The 23,394-nt window shown below is 67.6% G+C and carries 21 protein-coding genes; 14 read left to right on the forward strand and 7 right to left on the reverse strand.

Annotation, left to right across the window (positions count from 1 at the left end; all coding sequences use genetic code 11):
- Positions 1–23 precede the first annotated feature (23 nt).
- Entirely contained in the window at positions 24–497 is a 474-nt protein-coding gene (locus INR38_RS01085) for a type II secretion system protein N (protein WP_034397087.1), read from the forward strand.
- A 6-nt stretch (positions 498–503) separates the two neighbouring features.
- On the opposite strand, the gene INR38_RS01090 is transcribed toward INR38_RS01085, so the two are convergent.
- Genes INR38_RS01090 through ilvA form a run of 3 tightly spaced genes read right to left on the reverse strand, consistent with a single transcriptional unit; the run spans position 504 to position 3,499 of the window.
- On the reverse strand, positions 504–1,106 hold the full coding sequence (locus INR38_RS01090; RefSeq protein WP_207441595.1) for a histidine phosphatase family protein: 603 nt from the start codon (positions 1,104–1,106) through the stop codon (positions 504–506).
- A complete protein-coding gene (locus INR38_RS01095) occupies positions 1,103–1,915 on the reverse strand; it encodes an adenosylcobinamide-GDP ribazoletransferase (protein WP_207441597.1) in 813 nt (270 codons plus the stop codon). Before INR38_RS01095 ends, INR38_RS01090 begins: the two co-directional genes overlap by 4 nt.
- A 30-nt stretch (positions 1,916–1,945) precedes the next feature.
- Positions 1,946–3,499, reverse strand: coding sequence for a threonine ammonia-lyase, biosynthetic (ilvA, locus tag INR38_RS01100; RefSeq protein ID WP_013800662.1), 1,554 nt, complete (start codon positions 3,497–3,499; stop codon positions 1,946–1,948).
- Between the two features lie 366 nt (positions 3,500–3,865).
- On the opposite strand from ilvA, the gene INR38_RS01105 reads away from it, so the two are divergent.
- Complete coding sequence (locus INR38_RS01105) at positions 3,866–4,318, forward strand: OsmC family protein (RefSeq protein WP_012207481.1); 453 nt, start codon at positions 3,866–3,868, stop codon at positions 4,316–4,318.
- A gap of 105 nt (positions 4,319–4,423) precedes the next feature.
- Here INR38_RS01105 and coq7 read toward each other — a convergent pair whose 3' ends face one another.
- Complete coding sequence (gene coq7, locus INR38_RS01110; protein WP_197944282.1) at positions 4,424–5,041, reverse strand: 2-polyprenyl-3-methyl-6-methoxy-1,4-benzoquinone monooxygenase; 618 nt, start codon at positions 5,039–5,041, stop codon at positions 4,424–4,426.
- 331 nt (positions 5,042–5,372) lie between these two features.
- On the opposite strand from coq7, the gene INR38_RS01115 reads away from it, so the two are divergent.
- The 3 genes from INR38_RS01115 to INR38_RS01125 all read left to right on the forward strand — a co-directional run bounded on the left by INR38_RS01115 (position 5,373) and on the right by INR38_RS01125 (position 9,120).
- On the forward strand, positions 5,373–6,428 hold the full coding sequence (locus INR38_RS01115) for a porin (RefSeq protein WP_043822102.1): 1,056 nt from the start codon (positions 5,373–5,375) through the stop codon (positions 6,426–6,428).
- Between the two features lie 182 nt (positions 6,429–6,610).
- Positions 6,611–7,759 (forward strand): porin, encoded by a 1,149-nt coding sequence (locus tag INR38_RS01120; RefSeq protein ID WP_013800664.1) that lies wholly within the window; start codon positions 6,611–6,613, stop codon positions 7,757–7,759.
- 134 nt (positions 7,760–7,893) lie between these two features.
- A complete protein-coding gene (locus tag INR38_RS01125; RefSeq protein ID WP_012207476.1) occupies positions 7,894–9,120 on the forward strand; it encodes a M20 aminoacylase family protein in 1,227 nt (408 codons plus the stop codon).
- A 15-nt stretch (positions 9,121–9,135) separates the two neighbouring features.
- On the opposite strand, the gene INR38_RS01130 is transcribed toward INR38_RS01125, so the two are convergent.
- Complete coding sequence (locus INR38_RS01130) at positions 9,136–9,738, reverse strand: TetR/AcrR family transcriptional regulator (RefSeq protein ID WP_207441598.1); 603 nt, start codon at positions 9,736–9,738, stop codon at positions 9,136–9,138.
- Between the two features lie 206 nt (positions 9,739–9,944).
- On the opposite strand from INR38_RS01130, the gene fabF reads away from it, so the two are divergent.
- A complete protein-coding gene (fabF, locus tag INR38_RS01135; protein ID WP_081816193.1) occupies positions 9,945–11,279 on the forward strand; it encodes a beta-ketoacyl-ACP synthase II in 1,335 nt (444 codons plus the stop codon).
- A 28-nt stretch (positions 11,280–11,307) separates the two neighbouring features.
- Here fabF and INR38_RS01140 read toward each other — a convergent pair whose 3' ends face one another.
- Positions 11,308–12,153 (reverse strand): SIS domain-containing protein, encoded by an 846-nt coding sequence (locus INR38_RS01140; RefSeq protein WP_016448717.1) that lies wholly within the window; start codon positions 12,151–12,153, stop codon positions 11,308–11,310.
- 208 nt (positions 12,154–12,361) lie between these two features.
- On the opposite strand from INR38_RS01140, the gene tal reads away from it, so the two are divergent.
- The 3 genes from tal to INR38_RS01155 all read left to right on the forward strand — a co-directional run bounded on the left by tal (position 12,362) and on the right by INR38_RS01155 (position 16,073).
- Positions 12,362–13,315: a transaldolase gene (gene tal, locus INR38_RS01145; RefSeq protein WP_034397078.1), complete on the forward strand. Its 954-nt coding sequence runs from the start codon at positions 12,362–12,364 to the stop codon at positions 13,313–13,315.
- Positions 13,316–13,319: 4 nt separating this feature from the next.
- Entirely contained in the window at positions 13,320–14,942 is a 1,623-nt protein-coding gene (pgi, locus tag INR38_RS01150) for a glucose-6-phosphate isomerase (RefSeq protein ID WP_207441599.1), read from the forward strand.
- 231 nt (positions 14,943–15,173) lie between these two features.
- A complete protein-coding gene (locus INR38_RS01155; RefSeq protein ID WP_012207470.1) occupies positions 15,174–16,073 on the forward strand; it encodes a transporter substrate-binding domain-containing protein in 900 nt (299 codons plus the stop codon).
- Here INR38_RS01155 and INR38_RS01160 read toward each other — a convergent pair.
- A complete protein-coding gene (locus tag INR38_RS01160; protein WP_192368392.1) occupies positions 16,058–17,584 on the reverse strand; it encodes a PLP-dependent aminotransferase family protein in 1,527 nt (508 codons plus the stop codon). The two genes, INR38_RS01155 and INR38_RS01160, sit on opposite strands and share 16 nt — an antisense overlap.
- Positions 17,585–17,826: 242 nt before the next feature.
- On the opposite strand from INR38_RS01160, the gene INR38_RS01165 reads away from it, so the two are divergent.
- The 5 genes from INR38_RS01165 to INR38_RS01185 are packed head-to-tail and all read left to right on the forward strand — an operon-like array spanning position 17,827 to position 23,377.
- Complete coding sequence (locus INR38_RS01165) at positions 17,827–19,422, forward strand: ABC transporter substrate-binding protein (protein WP_207441600.1); 1,596 nt, start codon at positions 17,827–17,829, stop codon at positions 19,420–19,422.
- Positions 19,423–19,439: 17 nt separating this feature from the next.
- Entirely contained in the window at positions 19,440–20,417 is a 978-nt protein-coding gene (locus tag INR38_RS01170; protein ID WP_012207467.1) for an ABC transporter permease, read from the forward strand.
- Between the two features lie 4 nt (positions 20,418–20,421).
- Positions 20,422–21,330 carry an ABC transporter permease gene (locus tag INR38_RS01175; protein ID WP_207441602.1) on the forward strand — a complete coding sequence of 303 codons (909 nt, stop codon included), beginning with the start codon at positions 20,422–20,424 and terminating at the stop codon, positions 21,328–21,330.
- A complete protein-coding gene (locus INR38_RS01180; protein ID WP_065346774.1) occupies positions 21,330–22,358 on the forward strand; it encodes an ABC transporter ATP-binding protein in 1,029 nt (342 codons plus the stop codon). The genes INR38_RS01175 and INR38_RS01180 overlap by 1 nt, the downstream gene beginning before the upstream one ends.
- Entirely contained in the window at positions 22,355–23,377 is a 1,023-nt protein-coding gene (locus tag INR38_RS01185; protein WP_207441607.1) for an oligopeptide/dipeptide ABC transporter ATP-binding protein, read from the forward strand. The genes INR38_RS01180 and INR38_RS01185 overlap by 4 nt, the downstream gene beginning before the upstream one ends.
- The last annotated feature ends 17 nt before the right edge of the window (positions 23,378–23,394 follow it).

A 23,394-nucleotide genomic window follows, 5' to 3' on the forward strand; every position in this document is an offset into this window, starting at 1 on the left:
TATCGCTCCATCATAATCGCGCGATGGTGACACTTTCATTGAACCGCGGCCAGGCCCGGACCTGGCATGTCAAGGCGGCCACATTCGTGCTCTGGCTGCTGGCTGCCGGCGTCGTGGCTTTCTGGGCCATGCGCCTGGGCAACGGCGGCGCGGGAGCGCCCGTGCCACCCGCCCCCGCCGAGCCCTTGCAGGTCGATGCGCCCGCGCTGGCGCAGGCGCTGGGAGGCGTGGCGGCCGCGCAGGGCGCCGTCGCCCCCGCTGCAGCGCCTGTGGTCTCGCGCTATGCGCTGGTCGGTGTGCTGGCCGGGCGCGACAGCGGCGGCGGAGCGGCGGTCATCGCCGTGGGCAACCAGCCGGCCAAGCCCTTCCGCGTGGGGCGCGCCGTGGAAGACGGCGTGGTGCTGCAGTCGGTGTCGGGCCGCGAGGCGCGCCTGGGGCCCAGGGTCGATGGCCCGGCTTCCATCACGCTGCAGATTCCCCTGCCCGACAAGCGCTGATCCCGGTCAGCGCGGCAACGGCAGGTCCAGCACCAGCCAGCCGCCAAAGTCAGGCGCGGGCAGCGTCCATTGGGCCGCCTGGGGCAGGGCGCTGCCTTCGCGCATCAGCCATTGCACGCAGCGCGCCACGCCGGCATGGGTGATCCAGACGGTGTCGCGTGCGGCGCCATCGCCCACCGAACCCCTGCTCGCCTGCTGCAAGGCCTCATCCACCCTGCGCAGCATGGTCGCCAGGGACTCTCCCCGGCCCGGCGCGTGCCCGGCAAGGTCTGCCGCCCAGGCATCGATGGCGCCGCGGTCCAGCGCATCCCAGGGCTGGCCTTCCCACTCGCCGAAATCCATCTCCAGCAGGCGGCTGTCCGCCGCCGATGCCAGGCCGGGCCGCAGTGCCTGCAGGGCCTGTGCCAATTGACGGCATCGGCGCAGGGGCGAATGCACCAGCAGGCAATCCGCAGGCAGGGCGAGGTGCAGGGCCTGCGCCGCATCGGCCGTGGCCTGGGCGTCGGCTTGCATGTCGAGTCGGCCATAGCAGATGCCGGGCGCCACCAGCGGGCGGGCATGGCGTACCAGCCAAAGGCGTGGTGCCGGGTTGGTGCAGGCGCAGTTCATGGCACGCGCACCAGTACGGCGGCGGCTCCCAGCAGCATGGCCAGTTCACAAACCTGCTGGGCAGCGCCCAGGCAATCCCCCGTCATGCCGCCCAGCCGGCGGCGCAGCCAGCGCACCATGGCGGCCATGGCCAGGGCGCCGGGCAGGACCAGGCCGATGACGAGCGGCAGGCCCCCCAGCCAGCCTGTCAGCGCCAGGGCGGGCAGGCACCAGAGGATTGCCGCGACCAGGCCCCTGGCAGCCAATGGCCGACCCGCGGCGTGCAAGGCCTTGGAGTGGGCCGCCTGGCCCAAATAGGGAAGGCATTGCATGAGGGCCAGCGGCGCCATGCGCGACAGCACATGGATGCTGCACAGCAGCAAGGCCGCCCATTGCACGCGGATGTCGACCAGCAGCGCGACCAGGGATAGCTTGGCCAGCAGCGCCATCACCAGCGCCATGGCGCCGTAGGCGCCCAGGCGCGAATCCTTCATGATTTCCAGCGCGCGCTCGGGAGGGACAAAGCCGCCCAGGCCGTCGGCCACATCGGCCAATCCGTCTTCGTGCAGTCCCCCGGTCAGCCACAGCGTGGCCACGGTGGAAAGAACGGCGGCAACCAGCGGCATCCAGGGGCTGGGCGCCAGCAGCCAGCCCGTTGCCGTCAGGCACGCTGCGCCCCATGCGCCCACCAGCCAGCCGACGCCGGGCAGATGGGCAACGCTAGCGTGCTGCAGCTGGGGGCTCCAGCCAGCCCAGGCGGCCAGCCGCCCCGTGACCGGGATGCGGCTGAAGAACTGGACGGCCAGGACAAAGTGGCGAAGCGGCTGCATGGGCGTGTCAGTGCCGGCCCGCCAGGTCCGTCACTTGAGGAAAAGCTGGTAGGCCGGGTTGGCGGTTTCCTCGACCCAGGGGTAGCCAAGATTGCTCAGGAAGGCGTCGAACTTCTTGCCGTCCTTGGCGGGCACCTGCATGCCGACCAGGATGCGGCCGTAGTCGGCGCCCTGGTTGCGGTAGTGGAACAGCGAGATGTTCCAGGTCGGCGCCATCAGGCTGAGGAACTTGAACAATGCGCCGGGGCGCTCGGGGAAGACAAAGCGCAGCAGGCGTTCTTCCTGCGCCAGCGGCGAATGGCCACCGACCATGTGGCGCAGATGCTCCTTGGCCATGTCGTCGAAGGTCAGGTCCAGCGCCTCGAAGCCCTGCTTCTCGAAGTTCCTGGCGATCTTCTCGGACTCGCCGCGTGCCGCCGTGGTCAGGCCCACGAAGACGTGGGCCTTGTTCTCGTGGCTGATGCGGTAGTTGAATTCGGTCACGTTGCGCGGGCCGCCGGGCAGCTTGCCCACCGCTTCGCAAAAGCGCTTGAAGCTGCCGCGCTCCTCGGGGATGGTCACGGCGAACAGGGCCTCGCGCTCCTCGCCCACCTCGGCCCGCTCGGCCACGAAGCGCAGCCGGTCGAAGTTCATGTTGGCGCCGCACAGGATGGCGGCATAGGTCTCGCCCTTGGTCTTGTGCTTGGCAACGTACTGCTTGATGGCCGCCACGGCCAGGGCGCCGGACGGCTCGACGATGGAGCGCGTGTCCACGAAGATGTCCTTGATCGCGGCGCAGACGGCGTCGGTATCGACCACCACGTAGTCGTCCACCAGGCCCTGGGCGATGCGGAAGGTCTCCTCGCCCACCAGCTTGACGGCCGTGCCGTCGGCGAACAGGCCCACGTCGGCCAGCTCCACGCGGTGGCCGGCACGCACGGACTGCAGCATGGCGTCCGAATCCTTGGTGTGCACGCCGATTACCTTCACGTCGGGGCGCACGGCCTTGATGTAGTTGGCCACGCCCGAGATCAGGCCGCCGCCGCCGATGGCGACAAAGACCGCGTCCAGGCGCGGGCTGCCCAGCTTTTGGAGCTGGCTCAGCATTTCCATGGCAATCGTGCCCTGGCCGGCGATCACGTAGGGATCGTCGAAGGGGTGCACAAAGGTCAGGCCCTTTTCCTTTTGCAGCTTGACGGCGTGCTTGTAGGCGTCGGAATAGCTTTCGCCGGCCAGTTCCACCTCGCCGCCCAGCGCCTGCACCGCATCGATCTTGACCTGGGGCGTGGTGGTCGGCATCACGATCACGGCGCGGCAGCCGAGCTTGCGTGCGCCCAGGGCCACGCCTTGCGCATGGTTGCCGGCGGAGGCGCAGATCACGCCCTTTTCCAGCTGCTCGGCCGACAGGTGCGCCATCTTGTTATAGGCGCCGCGCAGTTTGAAGCTGAACACCGGCTGCTGGTCCTCGCGCTTGAGCAGCACCTTGTTGTGCAGGCGGCGGCTCAGCGCCTTGGCGGGCTCCAGGTCCGACTCCACGGCCACGTCATAAACGCGCGCGGTAAGGATCTTGGTCAGGTAGTCGGCAGGGGTCAGGGGGTGGTTCATCGTCGGCGAAAGGCTGGAGAGCAGCAGGCCGGGAGGCGGCCCGTCGGTGTCAGGCGGCCATCATAGGCGCTTGTGAATCATGCTGCAGTGCAGCGTCCTGTCCAGGCCGGGAGCGACGAAACCAAAAAAAAGCCCCAGGCTGTAAAGCCGGGGGCTGAATCCACCAATAGAGGAGGTGGAGGAGACAACTGGTGCGATGCAGAGCGAAGTTGGTTCACAATCTGCAGTCCATCTGGAGGGGTGTCCGGGTTAACCCTTCAGATAACGCTTGGGTGCATTGTATGCACGGCAGGTGCTGCGTTGCAACAAAATCAGGGTTTTTGTGTAGTTGATGCAAAATAGCAACAGTTTTTTGAGGACGCAACAATGGAATGCACAGTGAGTTGGACAGGCGGCACGACCGGCATGCGCTCGGGCATGGGCTTCGTGGCGGAAACGGGCAGCGGCCACGTGGTCAATATGGATGGGGCGCCGGATGCGGCCAACCCCGCCAACGGAGGGCAGAACCAGGCACCCCGCCCCATGGAGATGCTGCTGGCCGGCGCCGGTGGCTGCACGGCCTATGACGTGGTGCTGATCCTCAAGCGCGGCAGGCATGCCGTCAAAGGCTGCAGCGTCAAGCTCACCTCGGAGCGCGCCGATGCGGACCCCAAGGTGTTCACCAAGATCCACATGCAGTTCACCGTCAGCGGCACGGGTCTGCCCACGGGTGCTGTGGAACGTGCCATTGCCATGAGCCATGACAAATACTGCTCGGCCACCATCATGCTGGGCAAGACGGCCGAGATCACCACGGGATTCGACATCGTCGAGGCCTGATGCCGCAGATGGCCGGGCTTGCGCCTCGGCGCCCCTCCTGAAATGAAGAAAGCGGGCAAGGCCCGCTTTTTTGGATGGAATGCTGTTTCAGATGTTTCTGAAGGTTCAGATGCGGTGGGCGGTTGTCGTCATCACCTTGGCTGCCAGGCGCATCAAGGCGCGGGCGGGGGGCGGCAATTCCAGGGCACCGGCTTCGCGCGCAGCGGCGGCATGGCGTTCCTCGTCATCCTTCATGCGGGCCACCACGGCCAGCGAGGCGCGGTCTTCCTCGGGCAACAGGCCCAGATGGCTTTCCAGATGGGCGGACACCTGCTCCTCCGTCTCCACCACAAACCCCAGGCTGGCCGCGTCGCTGATCTTGGCGGCCACCACACCGATGGCGAAGGCGCCGGCAAACCACAGCGGGTTCAGCAGGCTGGGCCGGTCGCCCAGGGCGTCGAGCCGGTCGCGGGTCCATGCCAGGTGGTCGGTCTCCTCGCGCGCCGCCTCCAGCAGGTGCTCGCGCAGCACCATGTCGCGCGTCACCATGGCCTGGGCGTTGTACAGCGCCTGGGCGCAGACCTCTCCGACGTGATTGACGCGCATCAAGGCGCCCGACAGCCGACGCTGTGCCTCGGTCAGCTCTCCCTCCGCGATGCCGGCGGCCGGGGAGCGTTCGGCGGCGGAAGGCTGTGCAAACAGGGTGCGAAGCGCCGCATCGGCGGCAGTCAGTATCTTGTCCATGGGCGGTCCCTAGAGCGGAAAATCTTGGCAAATTCAGGGTCTGAACGGTACACCAGGACGCCATGCCCTCTCTTTGTGCAAGCGCAACAAGGCCGGCGCGATGTTCGGGTTGGGCCTGATTGTGTTGGCTTGCAGGTTTGTTGCGGCAGTGCAACGAAAAACGGGGGGTAATGCCCGTTTGTGGGTGAATTTCTTTGCATGGGCAGCGGTGGTCTGGTGCAATAGGCCCTAACTTCCCCACCAGGAGGTTGGCGCGGGAAACCGGTGGAGCATCAGGCCAAGCCTCTCTTCCTCACGACCGGCGCCCTTCTAAACCTTGGAGTAACTCGTAATGAAAAAATCTCTGATTGCCCTGGCAGTGCTGGCTGCTTCCGGCGCCGCAATGGCTCAATCCTCCGTGACCCTGTTCGGTATCGTCGACACTGGCGTTGCCTACGTGAACAAGGACGCAGCTGGCGACAGCCGTTACGGCCTGGGCACCAGCGGCGCTTCCACGAGCCGTCTGGGCCTGCGCGGCACGGAAGACCTGGGTGGTGGTCTGAAGGCTGGCTTCTGGCTGGAAGGCGAAATCTTCGGTGACGATGGCAACGCCAGCGGCTTCAACTTCAAGCGTCGTTCCACCGTGAGCCTGTCGGGCAACTTCGGTGAAGTGCGCCTGGGCCGTGACCAAGTCCCGACCTTCCAAAAGCTGACCTCCTACGACCTGTTCAGCGCCACCGGTATCGGCCAATTCATGGGCTTCCGTAACTGGGCAGCTGGCCAAGGCGCCGACGACAACGGCATCCGCGCTAACAACCTGATCTCGTACTACACCCCCAACTTCGGCGGTTTCAACGCCGGCTTTGGCTACGCTTTCGACGAAAAGCAAACCATCGGTACTGCTGACAGCGTCGGCCGTTACATCGGCGGTTACGTTGCATACGACAACGGCCCCCTGAGCGCCAGCCTGGGCCTGGCCCAGCAAAAGACTGCCGTTGGCGGCCTGGCTACCGACCGTGACGAAATCACCCTGGGTGCTTCGTACAACTTCGGCGTTGCCAAGCTGAGCGGCCTGCTGCAACAGACCAAGTTCAAGCGTGACATCGGCGGCGACATCAAGACCAACTCCTACATGCTGGGTGCTTCGGCTCCCGTCGGCGGCGTGGGCGAAGTCAAGCTGCAATACGCTCTGTACGACCAAAAGGCCATCGACTCCAAGGCTCACCAGATCACTCTGGGCTACGTCCACAACCTGTCCAAGCGCACCGCTCTGTACGGCAACCTGGCATTCCTGAAGAACAAGGATGCTTCGACCCTGGGCCTGCAAGCCAAGGGCGTGTACGCTGGTGGCGTGCAAGCTGGCGAAAGCCAGACTGGCGTGCAAGTCGGCATCCGCCACGCTTTCTAATGAACGGCTGGCGTAAGCCAGTTGCCATTTGAAGCAAAAAAGAGCCAGTCTTCGGACTGGCTCTTTTGTTTTGTGCTAGGGAAAGACCTGTGTTGTGCTTGTGCCAACGGTGACGAGGCGGGAAAAGCGTTTCTAGAATGAAATTTCCACCAACCAATCGTTAACAAGAGAGAGACAACACAATGAATTCTTCATTCGTGAAAAAGAGCGTGGCACTGGCGGTGTTGGCAGCAACGGCACCCTTGGCAGCATTCGCCCAGCAAAGCAGCGTGCAGCTGTACGGCATCGTCGATGCCGGCGTGCGCCACACCACCAATGAAGGCCCGACCAAGAGCGGCAAGACCCAGATGATCGGCGGCGGCATGTCGCAAAGCCGCTGGGGCATCAACATCACCGAGGACCTGGGCGGCGGTCTGGCAGCCATTGCCAACCTGGAAGCCCGTTTCCTCACCGACACTGGCGAGCAGGCTGCAGCCAGCTACTTCCAGCAATCCTGGGTGGGCCTGCGCAGCAAGAGCTTTGGCCAGGTCACCCTGGGCCGCCAGTACAACATGCTGTTCGACCTGGTGACTTCCACCTATGCCTCCTTCCCGTACTCGCCGTACATGGAGGCCTACAAGCCTGAAATCGGCATGTCCATGGGCGCGCGCGCCAGCAACATGGTCAAGTACCTGGCCGAGTTCGGCCCCGTGCGCGGCGCCCTGCAGTATTCGTTCGACGAGAACAACACCTTCGACAAGGTCGGCACCGGCGTGGCCCCTGGTGGCGCCATCAAGACGGCCGGCGGCTATCTGCGTTATTCGCAAAGCGGCATCTCCGCAGGCGCCGGCTACCTGGGCACCACGCTGCCGGCCGGCACCAAGGTCGATGCCTATACCCTGGGCGGCTCGTACCGTGTGGGTCCCTGGTACGTCAACCTGGGCTACGGCCTGAACAAGCGCAAGGACGCGTTCCCGGCGGCAACCGCAGGCGGTGGATTCGACCAGGCCATCCTCAATTCCTTCTGGACGGGCTCGTCCAACGGCGGCTTCGTGGCCGGCGACGCCAACAAGCGCCAGATGTACAAGATGGGCTTCGGCTACCAGATCACGCCCCAGATCAATGTGGGCGCGCATTACTACCATGCCAAGCAGTCGGGCTCGGGCACGGGTAATTTCAATGGCAAGGCAGACTTCCTGGTGGCGGTGGTCGACTACGCCTTCTCCAAGCGTACCGATGCCTATGTGGCCCTGGACCACACCAAGACCAGCGGTGGCTCGGGCGTGATGCTGGATGCCAATGGCGCCACCAAGCGCACGGGCTTCACCGTCGGCCTGCGCCATCGCTTCTGAGCACGCGGCGTCTGCGCAACGAATGGCCTCCTTCGGGAGGCCTTTTTGTTTCCTGTCGATGGGCTGACGGTGGGCGGGCGCGATTTCCTGCGTTAAGGTAATGCGCAGGCCAACGAAGCGAAAGAACCAAGGCTATGGAAGCCACTCGATACAAGGCAGGCGGTCGGGCCTTTGCCCAGATCGCCCAGTACCACCCGGAGCTGACGGCGCTGCGCCGCGAGCTGCATGCGCATCCGGAGCTGGGATTCGAGGAGCGCTTCACGGCGGCGCGCGTCAAGGAGGCCTTGCGCCAGTGTGGTGTGGACGAGATCCATGAAGGCCTGGGCACCACGGGCCTGGTGGCCGTGATCCGCGGGCAGGGCCACAGTTCGGGCGCCATGGTGGGCCTGCGTGCCGACATGGACGCACTGCCCATGGTCGAGCACAACGAATTTCCCTGGAAGTCCGGCAAGCAGGGGCTGATGCACGGCTGCGGGCATGACGGCCATACGACCATGCTGGTGGGCGCCGCCCGCTACCTGGCCGCGACGCGGCGCTTCGACGGCTCGGCCGTGCTGGTCTTTCAGCCTGCCGAGGAAGGGCGCGGCGGCGCGCGGGCCATGATTGCCGATGGCCTTTTCGACCGCTTTCCGATGCAGGCCGTGTATGCCATGCACAACTGGCCCGCCATGCGTGCGGGCACGGTGGGCATCAACATGGGCGCGATGATGGCGGCTGCCGACCGCATCACCATCGAGATCACGGGGCGCGGCGGCCATGGTGCGCATCCCTACCAGACGGTGGACGTGGTGCTGGCGGCCGCGCACATCACCACGGCGGTGCAGAGCATCGTCTCGCGCAATGTACGCGCCATCGACAGTGCCGTCATCAGCCTGTGTGCCGTGCAGGCCGGGGACCTGGGCGCCTTCAGCGTGATGCCGGGCACGGCAACGCTGGTGGGAACCGTGCGGACCTTCGACCCCGCCGTGCAGGACCGTGTCGAGCAGCGCCTGCAGGAGTTGTGCAGCGCGGTGGCGCTGGGGCTGGGTGCCACGGCCAAGGTCAACTACGAGCGCATCTATCCCGCCACCATCAACTCCCCCACGGAAGCCGCCTTTGCTGCCGATGTGGCCCAGTCGCTGGTGGGGGTGGAGAACCTGGACCGGCAGCTGGAGCCCAGCATGGGGGCCGAGGACTTTTCGTTCATGCTGCAGCACAAGCCCGGTGCCTACCTGCGCCTGGGGCAATCCACGGGCGCCCAGCCCGGGGTGCCGCTGCACAGCAGCCGGTATGACTTCAACGACGAAGTGCTGCCGCTGGGCGCTGCCCTGCACGCCAGCCTGATCGAGCAGGCCATGCCGCTGCATTCGCAGGACGTATAGCGCAGGCGGCGCGGGTCAACGGGCCTGTCCCTCGGGCGCAAGAAGGTGGGCCTGCACCGTTTTCAGAATCTCGTCGGACAAGGCTGGATTGGCTGCGACCGTGGCGCGTGCCAGGACCAGAGCGCCCACCATGCTGCTGAGCATGGCCATGGCCTGGGCGCGCTGTGTGGCATCGGGTGCCTGATCGTCGCCAAGTGCGCCTATCACGCGTGCAAATCTGCCGATGTTGCGTTCCACCCCTTCGGCGAACACCGCTGAAAGATCGCCGCCTGCCCGGGCCACGTCCACGGCCAGCGCCGCAGCGGGGCAGCCCTCGCCGGGGCTGTCGCGGTGCTGCGGCGACAGATAGGACTGCACGCGCGCGGCAAGGCTGCCGGCCTGTTCACCCTGCAGGCCGTCCAGCGGCGCGATGGACCAGTCGAAGGCGCGTGCGCAGGCCTCGCGCACCAGCGCATCCTTGGATTCGAAGTGGCGATAGAGCCCGCCGTGCGTGAGCCCCGCGCCGCGCGTCACCTCGGCCACGCCGACGCCGTCCAGCCCGTGCTCGCGGTACAGCCGTGCGGCGGCTTCGAGGATGTCCTGCCGGTTCTGCGCGGCCTGGGCTTTCGTGACTTTCATGTGCGCTGTCCAATGATTGTGGTCGTTATCAAAACACGTTTATGATGACGGCCATCATCATAAATCAGCCCCTGCCATGGCCTGTGCGCCATGTTCTGCAGGGGCTGTGCACTCTACAGGGAAGAACCGATGAATGCCTGTTCACTTCTGCGCAGCCTGTTGCCTGGGCCCGCTCCGACCTCCGCACGGTGTGCCGGGAGCGGCTCATGAATACGGCCCATACGGCGCATACGTCCCAGACGTCCCAGACGTCCCATACGGCGGCCCACCTGCCTCGCCGCGTGGTCATCACGGGCATGGGCATGGTCTCGCCGCTGGGGCGGGGCACTGAATTGGCCTGGCGCCGGCTGCTGTCCGGCGCATCGGGCCTGAGCCGGCTGCCCGAGGATCTGGCGCCCGATGTGCCGGGCCAGGTGGCAGGCCAGGTGCCCGACCTGGCCCGGGACCCGGAAGGCGGCTGGGACATCGATGCCGTGGTCTCACCCAAGGACCAGCGCAAGATGGACCGCTTCATTCCGCTGGCGCTGGACGCTTCGGACCAGGCCCTGGCCCAGGCCGGCTGGCAGCCGACCAGCGAGCAGGAACGCACGCGCACGGCCTGCATCATTGCCTCGGGCATCGGCGGCTTTGGCGCCATTGCCCAGGCCGTGCGCACCACGGACAGCCGGGGGGTGTCGCGCCTGTCGCCCTTCACCGTGCCGTCTTTCCTGGTCAATCTCGCGGCCGGGCATGTGTCGATACGCCATGGACTCAAGGGCCCGCTGGGCGCCCCCGTTACGGCCTGCGCGGCCAGCGTTCAGGCGGTGGGCGACGGCCTGCGCATGATCCGTTCGGGCGAGGCCGATGTGGCGCTGTGCGGCGGCGCCGAGGCAGCCATCGACCGCGTGAGCCTGGGTGCGTTCGCGGCGGCCAAGGCCCTTTCCACGGGATACAACGACCGCCCCGAAGAGGCCTCGCGCCCCTTCGACACAGGCCGCGACGGCTTTGTCATGGGCGAGGGCGCGGGCGCCCTGGTGCTGGAGGGACTGGACCACGCCCTGGCGCGCGGCGCCGTGCCGCTGGCCGAAGTCGTGGGCTACGGCACCAGCGCCGATGCCTATCACATCACCTCGGGGCCGGAAGATGGCGACGGCGCGCGCCGCAGCATGGCGCAGGCGCTGGCCATGGCCGGGCTGTCGCCGGATCAGCTGCAGTACCTCAATGCCCACGCCACCTCCACGCCCGTGGGGGACCGGGGCGAGCTGGCGGCCATGCGCTCCCTGTTTGGCGAGGGCAGCGGCGTGGCGATCAGCTCCACCAAGTCGGCCACGGGCCATTTGCTGGGCGCGGCGGGCGCGGTGGCGGCCATCTTCACGGTGCTGGCGCTGCGCGACCAGATGGCGCCGGCCACGCGCAATCTCGTGGAGCCCGATCCCCTGGCCCAGGGGCTGGACCTGATCGCCGGCGCGGCAAGGCCCTGGGCCATGGAGCATGCCCTGGTCAACGGTTTCGGCTTTGGTGGCGTCAACGCCTCGCTGGTGCTCAGGCGCTGGCAGGGCTGAACGAGGCGGGCGGGCCTGGGGGCCGGTGCTACGTGTAGCGCTTGGCCCGCAGGTTGTTCTTCATCTGCTCCAGCGCAGGCTGCAGGGCCGGGCCGATGCGCAGCGCCACGCAGGTGGCCAGCACGTCGATGACCAGCAGGTGCAGCAGGCGTGACACCATGGGGCTGTAGCGGTCGTAGCCCTCGGGATGGTCGGCGGCCAGATGGATGTGGCAGGCCGAGGCCAGGGGCGAGCCACTGGCGGTGATGGCAATCGTGGTGGCGCCGTTCTTGCGCGCGATGTCGGCGGCGTCCATCAGGTCGCGCGTGCGGCCCGAGTTGGAAATGATCACCGCGCAGTCGCCGGGTCCCAGCAGGGTGGCGCTCATCACCTGCATGTGGCCGTCGCTGGTGGCCAGGCTGGTCACGCCCAGGCGAAAGAACTTGTGCTGCGCGTCCTGCGCCACGATGCCCGAGTTGCCTGCGCCGTAGAACTCGATGCGCCGCCCCGTCTGCCAGGTCGAGGCGATGGCCTGCGCCGCCTGCTCTATGGCCGTGGTGCTGGCGGCATTGCGGTATTGCAGGAAGGCGGCCACGGCGTTGTCCACCACCTTGACCATCACGTCGCTGGTCTTGTCGTCGGTGTCCACGCTGCGGTGGATGAAGGGCACGCCCTCGCTGACGCTGCCGGCCAGCTTGAGCTTGAAGTCGGCCAGGCCGTCGTAGCCCATGCTGCGGCAAAAGCGCACCACCGTCGGCTTGCTGACATGGGCACGCTCGGCCAGTTCGCGCACCGGCTGCCGTGCAAAGGCCCGTGGATCGGCCAGCACCAGGCGGGCCACGCGTTGTTCGGCGGGAGCAAGCGAGGGCAGCGAGGCGGTGATGCGGTCCAGCATTAGGCGGTGGGCGTTGTTCTGTGGGTAAAGGGAAGCGGTTGCCGCAAGGCAGGTCCAGCGCGCATTTTGCATGAGCGGCAGCCTTCGCTTACTTTCCTGACGCCGATGCAAACCATGCGCGCGCATACACTCGGAGGATTTGCCGGTACAACCGCACCGCCCTGGTGCGATGCCGCCCCTCGCCAGGCTCCCGCCCAAAGGATGTTCCATGAACCAGCTTGATGCGCTTCGACAGTACACGACCGTGGTGGCCGATACCGGCGACTTCCACCAACTGGCCCAGTTCCAGCCGCGGGATGCGACCACCAATCCCTCGCTCATCCTCAAGGCGGTGCAAAAGCCCGAGTACGCACCGCTGATGCGTGCCACCGTGGCCCAGTACAAGGGCCGCAGCCTCGACGAGGTCATGGACCGCATGCTGGTGCGCTTTGGCTGCGAGATCCTGAACACCATTCCGGGCCGTGTCTCCACTGAAGTCGATGCGCGCCTGTCCTTCAATACCTCGGCCACCGTGGCACGTGCCGAGCGCCTGATCGAGCTGTACCAGGCCGAAGGCGTGCACATCGACCGCGTGCTCATCAAGATCGCCTCCACCTGGGAAGGCATTGAGGCGGCGCGCCAGCTGGAGCTGCGCGGCATCCACACCAACCTCACGCTGCTGTTCTCGTTCTGCCAGGCCGTAGCCTGCGGCCAGGCCAAGGTGCAGCTGATCTCTCCCTTCGTGGGCCGCATCTACGACTGGTACAAGAAGCAGGCCGGCGCCCAGTGGGACGAGGCCGCCATGGCCGGCGCCAACGATCCCGGCGTGCGTTCCGTGCGCGCCATCTACGAGCACTACAAGCACTTCGGCATCGCCACCGAGGTCATGGGCGCGAGCTTTCGCAACACGGGCCAGATCGTGGCACTGGCCGGCTGTGACCTGTTGACCATAGCCCCCGAACTGCTGGCCCAGCTGGGCGCCAGCGATGCGCCCCTGGCGCGCGCCCTGGACCCCGAGGCGGCGCGGACCCTGGAGCTCGATCCCGTGCACTACGACGAGGCCGGGTTCCGCCTGGCCCTCAACGAAGACGCCATGGGAACCGAAAAGCTGGCCGAAGGCATCCGCGCCTTTGCTGCCGACACGCGCAAGCTCGAAGCATTGATGCAGCAGGCCGCAGACTGATTGGATGAAGACCTTGCCCGTTCTGTGCAATACCTTGCCGGCATGGCCGGCACTTGAAAGCCATTTCCACGAAGACATCCAGACCCTGGATCTGCGCCAGGCCTTTGCCGCGGACGCGGGCCGGCTGGACGCGCTGAGCCAGCAGGCGCCCCATGTCTTTGCCGACCTGTCCAAGAACCTCTGGACCGAGCGCACCGAAGAGCTGCTGCGCGAGCTGGCGCAGCAGGCCGGCGTGCTGGCCCAGCGCGACGCCATGCTGGCCGGCGAGCCCGTCAACTGCACCGAGGGCCGTGCCGTCATGCACTGGCTGCTGCGCATGCCGCGCGACGGCGGCCAGCTGCGCCACTGCGCCACCGTGCAGCAGTGGCAGCCGGCCATGCACGAGGCGCTGGGCCAGGTGCACGAGACGCTGGACGCCATGCTGGCCCTGGCCGAGCAGGTGCGTGGCGACGAGGGCATCACCGACATCGTGAACATCGGCATCGGAGGCTCGCACCTGGGCCCCGAAGTGGTGGTCAATGCGCTGGAGGACTGGGTCGATGCGGGCAAGAATTTCCATTTCGTCTCCAACGTCGATGGCCATGAGCTCGGCCATGTGCTGCGCCGCGTGCGCCCGCACAGCACGCTGTTCCTGATCGCCTCCAAATCCTTCACCACGGCCGAGACCATGCTCAACGCGCACTCGGCGCGCCGGTGGTTTCTGGAGCAGGGCGGCAGCGAGGACCCGCAGGCCGCGTGCTCCATCGACCGGCACTTCGTGGCGCTCACCACCAATGTGCAGGCCGCAGCCGACTTCGGCATCCGCCGCACGCTGGGATTCTGGGACTGGGTGGGCGGCCGTTTTTCGCTGTGGTCGGCCATCGGCCTGCCGGTGGCCATCGCCATTGGCGCGGCGCAGTTCCGTGCTCTGCTGGACGGCGCGCATGCCATGGATGCGCATTTCTTTTCCTCGGGCGTGGAGGGCAACCTGCCGCTGCGCCTGGGCCTGCTGGATGTCTGGTACCGCGATTTCTGCGGCTTCTCCAGCCGCTGCATTGCCCCCTACAGCCATGGCCTGCGGCGGCTGACCGCCTACCTGCAGCAGCTGGAGATGGAGAGCAACGGCAAGGGCGTGACGCGCGACGGGCAGACACTGCCCGTGCGCACGGCGCCCGTGATCTGGGGCGAGCCCGGCACCAATGGCCAGCATGCCTTCTTCCAGATGCTGCACCAGGGCCAGGACGTGATTCCCGTGGAGTTCATCGCGCTGCGCGACGGCGGCAAATACCTGGGCGCACACCACCAGAGCCTGGTCGTCAACGCCATTGCCCAGGCCCAGGCCCTGATGGAGGGGCGCCACGGCGAAGAAGGGGCAGAGCGCCATTGCGCGGGCAACCGGCCCAGCAGCTTCCTGCTGCTGCAGCAGCTGGACCCGGCATCGCTGGGCGCCCTGATCGCGCTGTACGAGCACCGTGTCTTCTCGGCCGGTGCGGTCTGGGGCATCAACAGCTTCGACCAATGGGGGGTGGAGCTGGGCAAGCACCTGGCGCGCCAGCTGCATGCGCGCCAGGACAGTGGCGACTGGCAGGGCGTCGATGCCTCGACGCAGGGCCTCATGCACCGGCTTGCGGCAGGGTCGGCCGGCTGACCGGGCGCGGCGGGCCGGCGGCCACCGCGGCGCACCAGCAGGGTGCCGGGTCATGTGGGTGGAGCATGACCTTCTTCCATTTCATCGTTATGCACAGGCGCCTGATTGCTCGATAGTTGATGCAATCGCCTTGACGGCGGCCCTGCCTGGAGGCAGCCGGTGACGGCGGCACGGCAGGGTGGAGGCGCAGCGCGCCTTCGGACCTGCAACAACTATCCAAGGAGACCCTCGATGCGATTCGTACTGGCCCATGTGGCGATGGCATGTGTGGTGGCGGCAACTGGCGCTGCCCATGCACAGGAGGCGGCCGGCACGCTGGACAAGATCCAGAGCACAGGCAAGGTGGTGATGGGTGTGCGCGAAAGCTCGGCGCCCATGGCCTATGCCTTCGGCACCACGCAGAAGTACGTGGGCTACCACGTGGAGCTGTGCGAGAAGGTGCTGGCCCAGATCGTGCCCAAGGCCAAGATCGAGTACATGGCCCTGACCTCGCAGAACACCATGCCCCTGGTGCAGAACGGCACCGTGGACATCGGCTGCGGCCCGACCACCAACAACCTCGCTCGCCAAAAGCAGGTGGCCTTTGCCGTGACCACCTACGTGAGCCAGGTGCGCATGGCCGTGCGCGCCGACTCGGGCATCACCTCCTTCAAGCAGCTCGACGGCAAGCCCGTGGCGGCCTCGGCCGGCACGACCGCCGTGCAACTGCTGCGCAAGTACGGGCGCGACAATGGCGTGAACCTGCCCACCTCGCTGGGCAAGGACCATTTCGAGAGCTTTCTGATGCTCGAATCGGGCCGTGCCGATGCCTTCGTGCTGGACGACAACCTGCTGGCCGGCGTCATCGCCAACTCCAAGAACCCTGCAGGCTTCAAGATCGTGGGCGAGGTGCTGGGCTCCGAGCCCATCGCCATCCTGTTCCGCCGAGATGATCCCGCCTTCAAGAAGGCCGTGGACGACGTGCTGGTGGGCATGATGGCCTCGGGCGAAGTGGCGAAGATCTACGACAAGTGGTTCGTGCAGCCCATTCCGCCCAAGAATGCCCCGCTCAACCTGCCCATGAGCGACCTGCTCAAGCAGCTGCTGCAAAAGCCCAACGACAAGCCGCTGGAATCCTACGCGCAGCAGTGATTGCGGGCTGAGTCCAGCTCCATCACCGCCCGCGCCAGCGCCTGGATGCCGGCATCGATCTGATCGATGGCAATGGAGGACAGGCGCAGCCGGAAAAAGGGGCAGGGCTGGCGCGGCGTCGCAAAGAACGCGCTGCCTGCCTCGATCAGCACGCCGTGGCGGCGCGCCACGGCGGCCAGCGCATCGGCATCCAGCCACGCCGGTGCCTGCACCCACAGCGATGCGCCGCCCTGGGGCTGGCGGAAGATGAAATCCGGCAGGTGCGCGCGCAGCGAGCGGTCCACCTGCGCCACGCGTTCCAGCATGGCCTGGTTCACGCGACGCGCATGGGCCTCATGGTGGCCCAGCGACAGGAACAGCGCATAGGCGTGCTGCAGAAAGGCGCTGGGGTGGCGCACCATGGCATGGCGCAGCACGCGCAATTCATCGATCAGCGCGCGCGGCGCGACGATGTAGCCCAGCCGCAGCGCGGGCGACAGGCTCTTGGACAGCGACCCCACATAGATCACACGCCCGCTCTTGTCCAGGCTCTTGAGCGCGGGCATGGGCGTGCCCTGGTAGAGGTTCTCGGCCTCGTAGTCGTCCTCGATGATCACGAAATCGCCCTGCTCGGCGCGGCGCAGCAGTTGCTCGCGCCGCTGCAGGCTCAGCGTCACGGTGGTGGGGCTCTGGTGCGAGGGCGTGACGAACAGGTAGTCCAGCGGTGGCAGGCCATCGACCACCACGCCTTCTTCATCCACGGCCACTGGCACCCAATGCGGGCGGCGCAGCGAAAAGGTGTTGCGCGCATGCGGGTGGCCGGGCTCCTCGAAGCCCAGCCGCTGCGAGGGGGCCAGCAGCGCGTCGGCCAGCAGGTAGAAGGCCTGCTGCGCGCCCACGGTGACCAGGATCTCTTCCTTGAGCGCGAACACGCCGCGCCGGGGCAGCAGGCGCAGGCGGATCTGCTCGATCAGGTCGGGCACATCGTCGGTCTCGAAGTCCGGCGTCCAGTGCGGCAGTTGGGCGCGCGCCAGGCTGCGCGTGCAGCATTCCCGGAAGCCTTCGGTGGGAAACAGCGCGGGATCGTGCATGCCGTAGACGAAGGGGTAGGGGTACTCGCGCCACTGCAGCGGCTTGGACAGCGTGTGCCTGTCCGTCAGCGAGCGCAGCACGCGTGCAGACCAGTCCGGTGCGGGCTCCCCGGGACTTGTCGCAGGCAGGGCCACGGCGCCGTCCACACCAGCCAGGCGCGAATCCCGGGCCACGAACACGCCGCTGCGCGGGCGGGCCTCGAGAAAGCCTTCATCCACCAGCTGCTCGTAGACCGTGGTCACGGTATTGCGCGACACCTCCAGCAGGCGCGACAGCTCGCGTGAGGGTGGCATGGCCGCGCCGGGCGGCAGGCGGCCTTCGAGGATGGGCTGGACCAGGGCCAGGCGCAGGCGGTCCTTCAGGGGAAGGCCGGGCTGCTCGGGCAGCGCGAACAGGCGGGCCCACTGGTGGCGTGGGTCTGTGGCGGAAGGGGTGCTCATGGCGCAACGGAGGCAATCGGGGGGCGTTCTTGGCGCGGCCGGGCAGAGGGCGCGCGGTCGGCGCCATGTTGCGGTGCGGGTGCGGGCAAGTAAAGGTTTGGGCCGGCCGACGCGGGTAAACACCGGGCCTCTGGCTCCTACGTTTGGACGGCTGTGGCCCCCGCGGCCCGCGCCCTTGTTGCGTATTCTGGATTGAAGGCAGCGAGCCGCGCGGCCTGGCGATCCAACGAGGGAGACAGTCCATGCACACCATCACTTTCCGACGCCGCGCCCTGGCGGCCCTGGCCCTGGCCGGCGCGCTGGCGGGCCTGGCGGCCACGCCGCTGCAGGCCCAGGAGCCGCAGCGCGGCGGCACCCTGATCGTGGGCAGCACCCAGGTGCCACGGCACCTGAACGGCGCCGTGCAATCGGGCATTGCCACGGCCATGCCTTCCACCCAGCTGTTCGCCAGCCCGCTGCGCTTCGATGACCAGTGGAAGCCCCAGCCCTACCTGGCCGAGTCCTGGAAGCTGGCCGAGGACGGCAAGTCGCTGACCCTGAACCTGCGCAGGAATGCCGTGTTCCACGACGGCAAGCCCATCACCTCGGCCGACGTGGCCTTCTCCATCATGGCCATCAAGGCCAACCATCCGTTCCAGACCATGCTGGGGCCCGTGGAGAAGGTGGACACGCCCGACCCTTACACGGCCATCATCCGCATGAGCGCGCCGCATCCGGCCATCCTGCTGGCCATGAGCCCGGCGCTGGCGCCCATACTGCCCAGGCACATCTATGGCGATGGTGCCGACCTTAAGACCCATGCGCGCAACAGCGCCGACGTGGTGGGCTCGGGGCCGTTCAAGCTGACCGAGTTCCGCGCGGGCCAGCGCATCGTGATGGAGCGCTTCGACAAGTTCTTCCTGCCCGGCCGCCCCTACCTGGACAAGCTGGTCTTCAACATCGTGCCCGACTCCTCCAGCCTGCTGCTGAGCCTGGAGCGCGGCGACGTGCAGATGGTGCCCTACCTGCAGGCCTCCATCGACCTGAAGCGCCTGTCCACCAATCCCCAGATCACGCTGACCGGCAAGGGCTTCGAGGGCATAGGCTCGATCAACTGGCTGGCCATCAACACCGACAGGAAGCCGCTGGACGATGTGCGCGTGCGCAAGGCCATTGCGCATGCCATCGACAAGAACTTCATCACCAAGGCGCTGATGGGCGGCTTCGCCACCGTGGCCGACGGCCCCATCGTGGCGGCCAGCCCCTTTGCCTCGGCCGACCTGGTGCGCTATCCGCTGGACCTCAAGAAGTCGGCGGCCCTGCTGGACGAGGCCGGTCTCAAGCCCGGCGCCAACGGCGAGCGCTTCAAGATCACCATCGACTACCTGCCGGGCACTGACGAGCAGCAAAAGAACGTGGCCGAGTACGTGCGCGCCCAGCTCAAGAAGGTGGGCATCGCGGTCGAGGTGCGGGCCTCGGCCGACTTCCCGGCCTGGGCCCGGCGCCTGGCCACGCATGACTTCGATCTGTCCATGGACATCGTCTTCAACTGGGGCGACCCGGTCATCGGCGTGCACCGCAGCTACCTGTCCACCAACATCAAGCCCGTGGTCTGGACCAACACCCAGTCCTACCGCAATCCCAAGGTGGACGAGCTGCTGAACACGGCCAGCAGCACGCTGGACACGGCCGAGCGCAAGAAGCTCTATGCGGCCTTCCAGAAGACCGTGACCGACGAGCTGCCGGTGATCTTCATCAACAACTCGCCCTACCACACGGCCGCGCGCAAGAACGTGGGCAACCTGCCGACCACGGTCTGGGGGCCGGCCTCGCCCTATGACGAGATTTTCTTGAAGTAATCCAGGAGGACCCGGCCATGGCATTTCTCCGCACACTCCTCAAGCGGCTGCTGCAGGGCCTGGCGCTGGTGCTGGCCGTGGTGGTGCTGAACTTCATGCTGGTGCATGCGGCGCCCGGCGATCCCGTGGAAACCATTGCCGGCGCCAGCGGCGGCATGGAGCCCGAGCTCATGGCCGAGCTGCGCACACGCTACGGGCTGGACCGGCCGCTGCCCGTGCAGCTGGGCATCTACCTGGCGCGCGTGGCCAGTGGTGATCTGGGCTACTCCTACTTCTTCAACCTGCCGGTGGCGCAGATGATTGCCGAGCGCGTGCCCGCCACCTTGCTGCTGGTGCTGGCCGCCGTGCTCACGGCCTTCGTGGTGGGCACGCTGCTGGGCGTGCTGTCCTCACGCCGGCCCAACGGCCTGCTGTCGCAGTGCATCACCGTGCTGTCCCTGGTGGGCTTTGCGGCGCCCGTGTTCTGGACCGGCATGCTGCTGGTGCTGGCCTTTGCCTCCTGGTGGCCCGTGCTGCCGGTGTCGGGCATGCGCTCGGCCGATGCCGCAGGCGGCGCAGGCCTTGCCGACCTGCTGGACGTGGCCCGGCACCTGGTGCTGCCCGCGCTGACACTGGCCCTGGTCTACCTGGCGCAGTACAGCCGGCTGTCGCGCTCGTCCATGCTGGACGTGCTGGGCGCCGACTACATCCGCACGGCGCGCGCCAAGGGCCTGGCCGAGCATGTGGTGCTCTACCGCCATGCGCTGCGCAACGCGCTGCTGCCCGTGGTGACCATGCTGGGCCTGCAGTTCGGCAACGTCATGGCCGGCGCCATCATCGTCGAGACGGTCTTCAACTGGCCGGGCCTGGGCCGGCTGGCCTTCGACTCGGTGCTGCGGCGCGACTACCCGACCATCCTGGGCGTGCTGCTGTTCTCCTCCATCGTCGTGGTCGTGATGAACCTCGTCACCGACCTGTGCTACCGGCTGATCGATCCCCGCATCAAGGCGGCCTGAGACCATGAATGCCATCACACCACCTTCCGTGTCCGTGCCGAGCGTCGCCGCGCCGCAGGCCGCAGCCCATGCCGAGCACCCGGCCCGTGAGGCGCTGCGCATGTTCCTGCGCAACCCCTCGGCCATTGCCGGCATGGCCATGCTGCTCTTTGTGCTGCTGGTGGCCATCGCCGGCCCCTGGATCTGGCCTGCGGACCCGTTCGAGATCCGCACCATGCCGCTGAGCCCGCCGTTCAGCGAGGAGGCCTGGCTGGGCAGCGACCAGCTGGGGCGCGACGTGCTCACGGGCATCATCCACGGCGGCCGCGCCACGCTGATGGTGGGCGCCTTCGCGGCTTTGCTGTCGGTGTGCATCGGCGTGACGCTGGGGGCGATGGCGGGCTACTACGGCGGCCGCGTCGATGCCCTGCTGATGCGCGTGACCGAGTTCTTCCAGGTGCTGCCCGCACTGCTGTTCGCCATGGTCGTGGTGACGCTGTTCTCGCCCTCGCTGGTGACGGTCACGCTGGCCATCGGGAGCGTCAGCTGGCCGGCCACGGCGCGGTTGACGCGGGCCGAGTTCATGCGCATCCGCCAGCTTGAATTCGTGCGCGCGGAGAGCGCCATCGGCGCGCGCCACGGCCGCATCATCTGGAAGGTGATCCTGCCCAATGCGCTGCCGCCGCTGGTGGTGTCGGCCACGCTGGCCGTGGGCGCCGCCATCCTGTTCGAAGCCGGCCTGTCCTTCCTGGGCCTGGGTGACCCCAACCAGATGAGCTGGGGCCTGATGATCGGGTCGGCCCGCCAGTACCTGCTGTCGTGCTGGTGGGCCGTGGCCTTTCCCGGTGCCGCCATCTTCGTCACCGTGCTGGCCGTCAGCCTGATCGGCGATGGCCTCAACGATGCACTCAACCCCAAGCTGAGGGAGCGCTGATGGACACCGACACCCCCCTGTTGCAAGTCAGCGGCCTGCGCGTGGCCTTCCAGGGCCGGCGCGGCCAGGCGACGGTGCTCAACGGCGTGGATTTCGATCTGCGCGCGGGCGAGACCCTGTGCGTGGTCGGCGAATCCGGCTGCGGCAAGAGCATGACGGCGCTGGCGCTGCTGCGCCTCATTCCCTCGCCTCCGGGCCGCATCACGGGCGGGCAGGTGCGCTTCCAGGGCGAGGACCTGGTGGCCGCCGGCGAGGCCCATATGCGCCAGGTGCGCGGCAACCGCATCTCCATGATCTTCCAGGAGCCGATGACCTCGCTGAACCCGGTGCTCACCGTGGGCGAGCAGATCGCCGAGCCGCTGCGCCTGCACGCCGGCCTGGACGCGGGCGCCGCGCGCCAGCGCGCCGTGGAAATGCTCCGGCAGGTCGGCATCCCCGCGCCCGAGCGGCGCGTGCACGAGTACCCGCACCAGCTGTCGGGCGGCATGCGCCAGCGCGTGATGATCGCCATGGCCCTGGCCTGCCGGCCCGACATCCTGATCGCCGACGAGCCCACCACGGCGCTGGACGTGACCGTGCAGGCCCAGATCTTCGACCTGCTGCGCGAGCTGCAGCGCGACAAGGGCACGGCCATCGTGCTGATCACGCATGACATGGGGGCCGTGGCCGAGATGGCCGACCGCGTCATGGTCATGTATGCGGGCCGCGTGATCGAGCAGGGCCGCTGCGAACAGGTGCTGTCGGCGCCCGCCCATCCGTACACGCGCGGCCTGATCGCCTGCCTGCCCGAGCTGGGCAGCAGCCAGGCAGGCGGACGCACCGAGCTGCCCGAGATCCCCGGCGTCGTGCCCTCGATCTGGGAGTTGGGCAGCGGCTGCGCCTTTCGTGCACGCTGCCGCGAGGCCCAGCCGCGCTGCGCCAGCGAGGCGCCGCCGCTGACCGCGCTGGATGATCCATCCCACGGCGTGGCCTGCTGGCTGCACGCTCCCGCTTCCCGCATCCGCGCCCACACGGAGGCCCTGGCATGAACGCACGCATGGACGATACCCTCTTGCAGGTGGACGATCTCCAGGTCCACTTTCCGCGCCCGGGCAAGGGCCTGTTCGGCAGGCCCGAAGTGGTCAAGGCCGTGGACGGCGTGTCCTTCAGCCTGCGGCGCGGCAGCACGCTGGCCGTGGTGGGCGAGTCGGGATCGGGCAAGACGACCACGGCGCTGGCCGTGATGCGCCTGGCGCCCGTGACGGCGGGCCGTATGCAGCTGGGCGATACCGACCTGGGCGGCCTGTCGGGCGAGGCCCTGCGCCAGGCGAGGCGGCGCATGCAGATCGTGTTCCAGGACCCGTTCTCCTCGCTGAATCCGCGACAGCGCGCGGGCGATGCGGTGCGCGCTCCGCTGGACCTGATGGACGTGGGCACGCCGGCCGAGCGCGAGGCGCGCGTGGCCGAGCTGTTCACCCAGGTCGGCCTGCGGCCCGAACAGCGCCAGCTGTTCCCGCACCAGTTCTCGGGCGGCCAGCGCCAGCGCATCAACATCGCGCGCGCCCTGGCCACGCGGCCCGAACTCGTGGTCTGCGACGAACCCGTGTCGGCGCTGGACATCGCCATCCGCGCCCAGATCCTCAATCTGCTGGCGCGGCTGCAGCGCGAGCTGGGCCTGAGCTACCTGTTCATCTCGCACGACATGGCCGTGGTCGAGCACATCTGCGACGACATCGCCGTCATGTACCTGGGCCAGATCGTGGAGCGCGCACCGCGCCAGGCCTTCTTCGCGCGGCCGCTGCACCCCTACAGCGTGGCCCTGATGTCGGCCGTGCCCACGGTGCGCGGCGGGCGCGAGCGCGCGGCGCGGCGCATACGGCTGGCCGGCGACCCGCCCAGTCCCATCGACCCGCCTGCGGGCTGCCGCTCCGCCGGGCGCTGCCCCGTGGCCGTGCCCGCGTGCTCGGCCGAGGCGCCACCGCTGCGCGAAGCCGCCCCCGGCCACTGGGTGCGCTGCATCCGCGTGGACCACATCGATGGCGTGCCGCGCGCGCCGCTGGCCCTGTGAACCCGGAGCATCCGCCA

The sequence above is a fragment of the Delftia sp. SD018 genome (assembly GCF_017355445.1).
In the GTDB taxonomy this organism is placed as follows: Bacteria; Pseudomonadota; Gammaproteobacteria; order Burkholderiales; family Burkholderiaceae_C; genus Comamonas; species Comamonas acidovorans.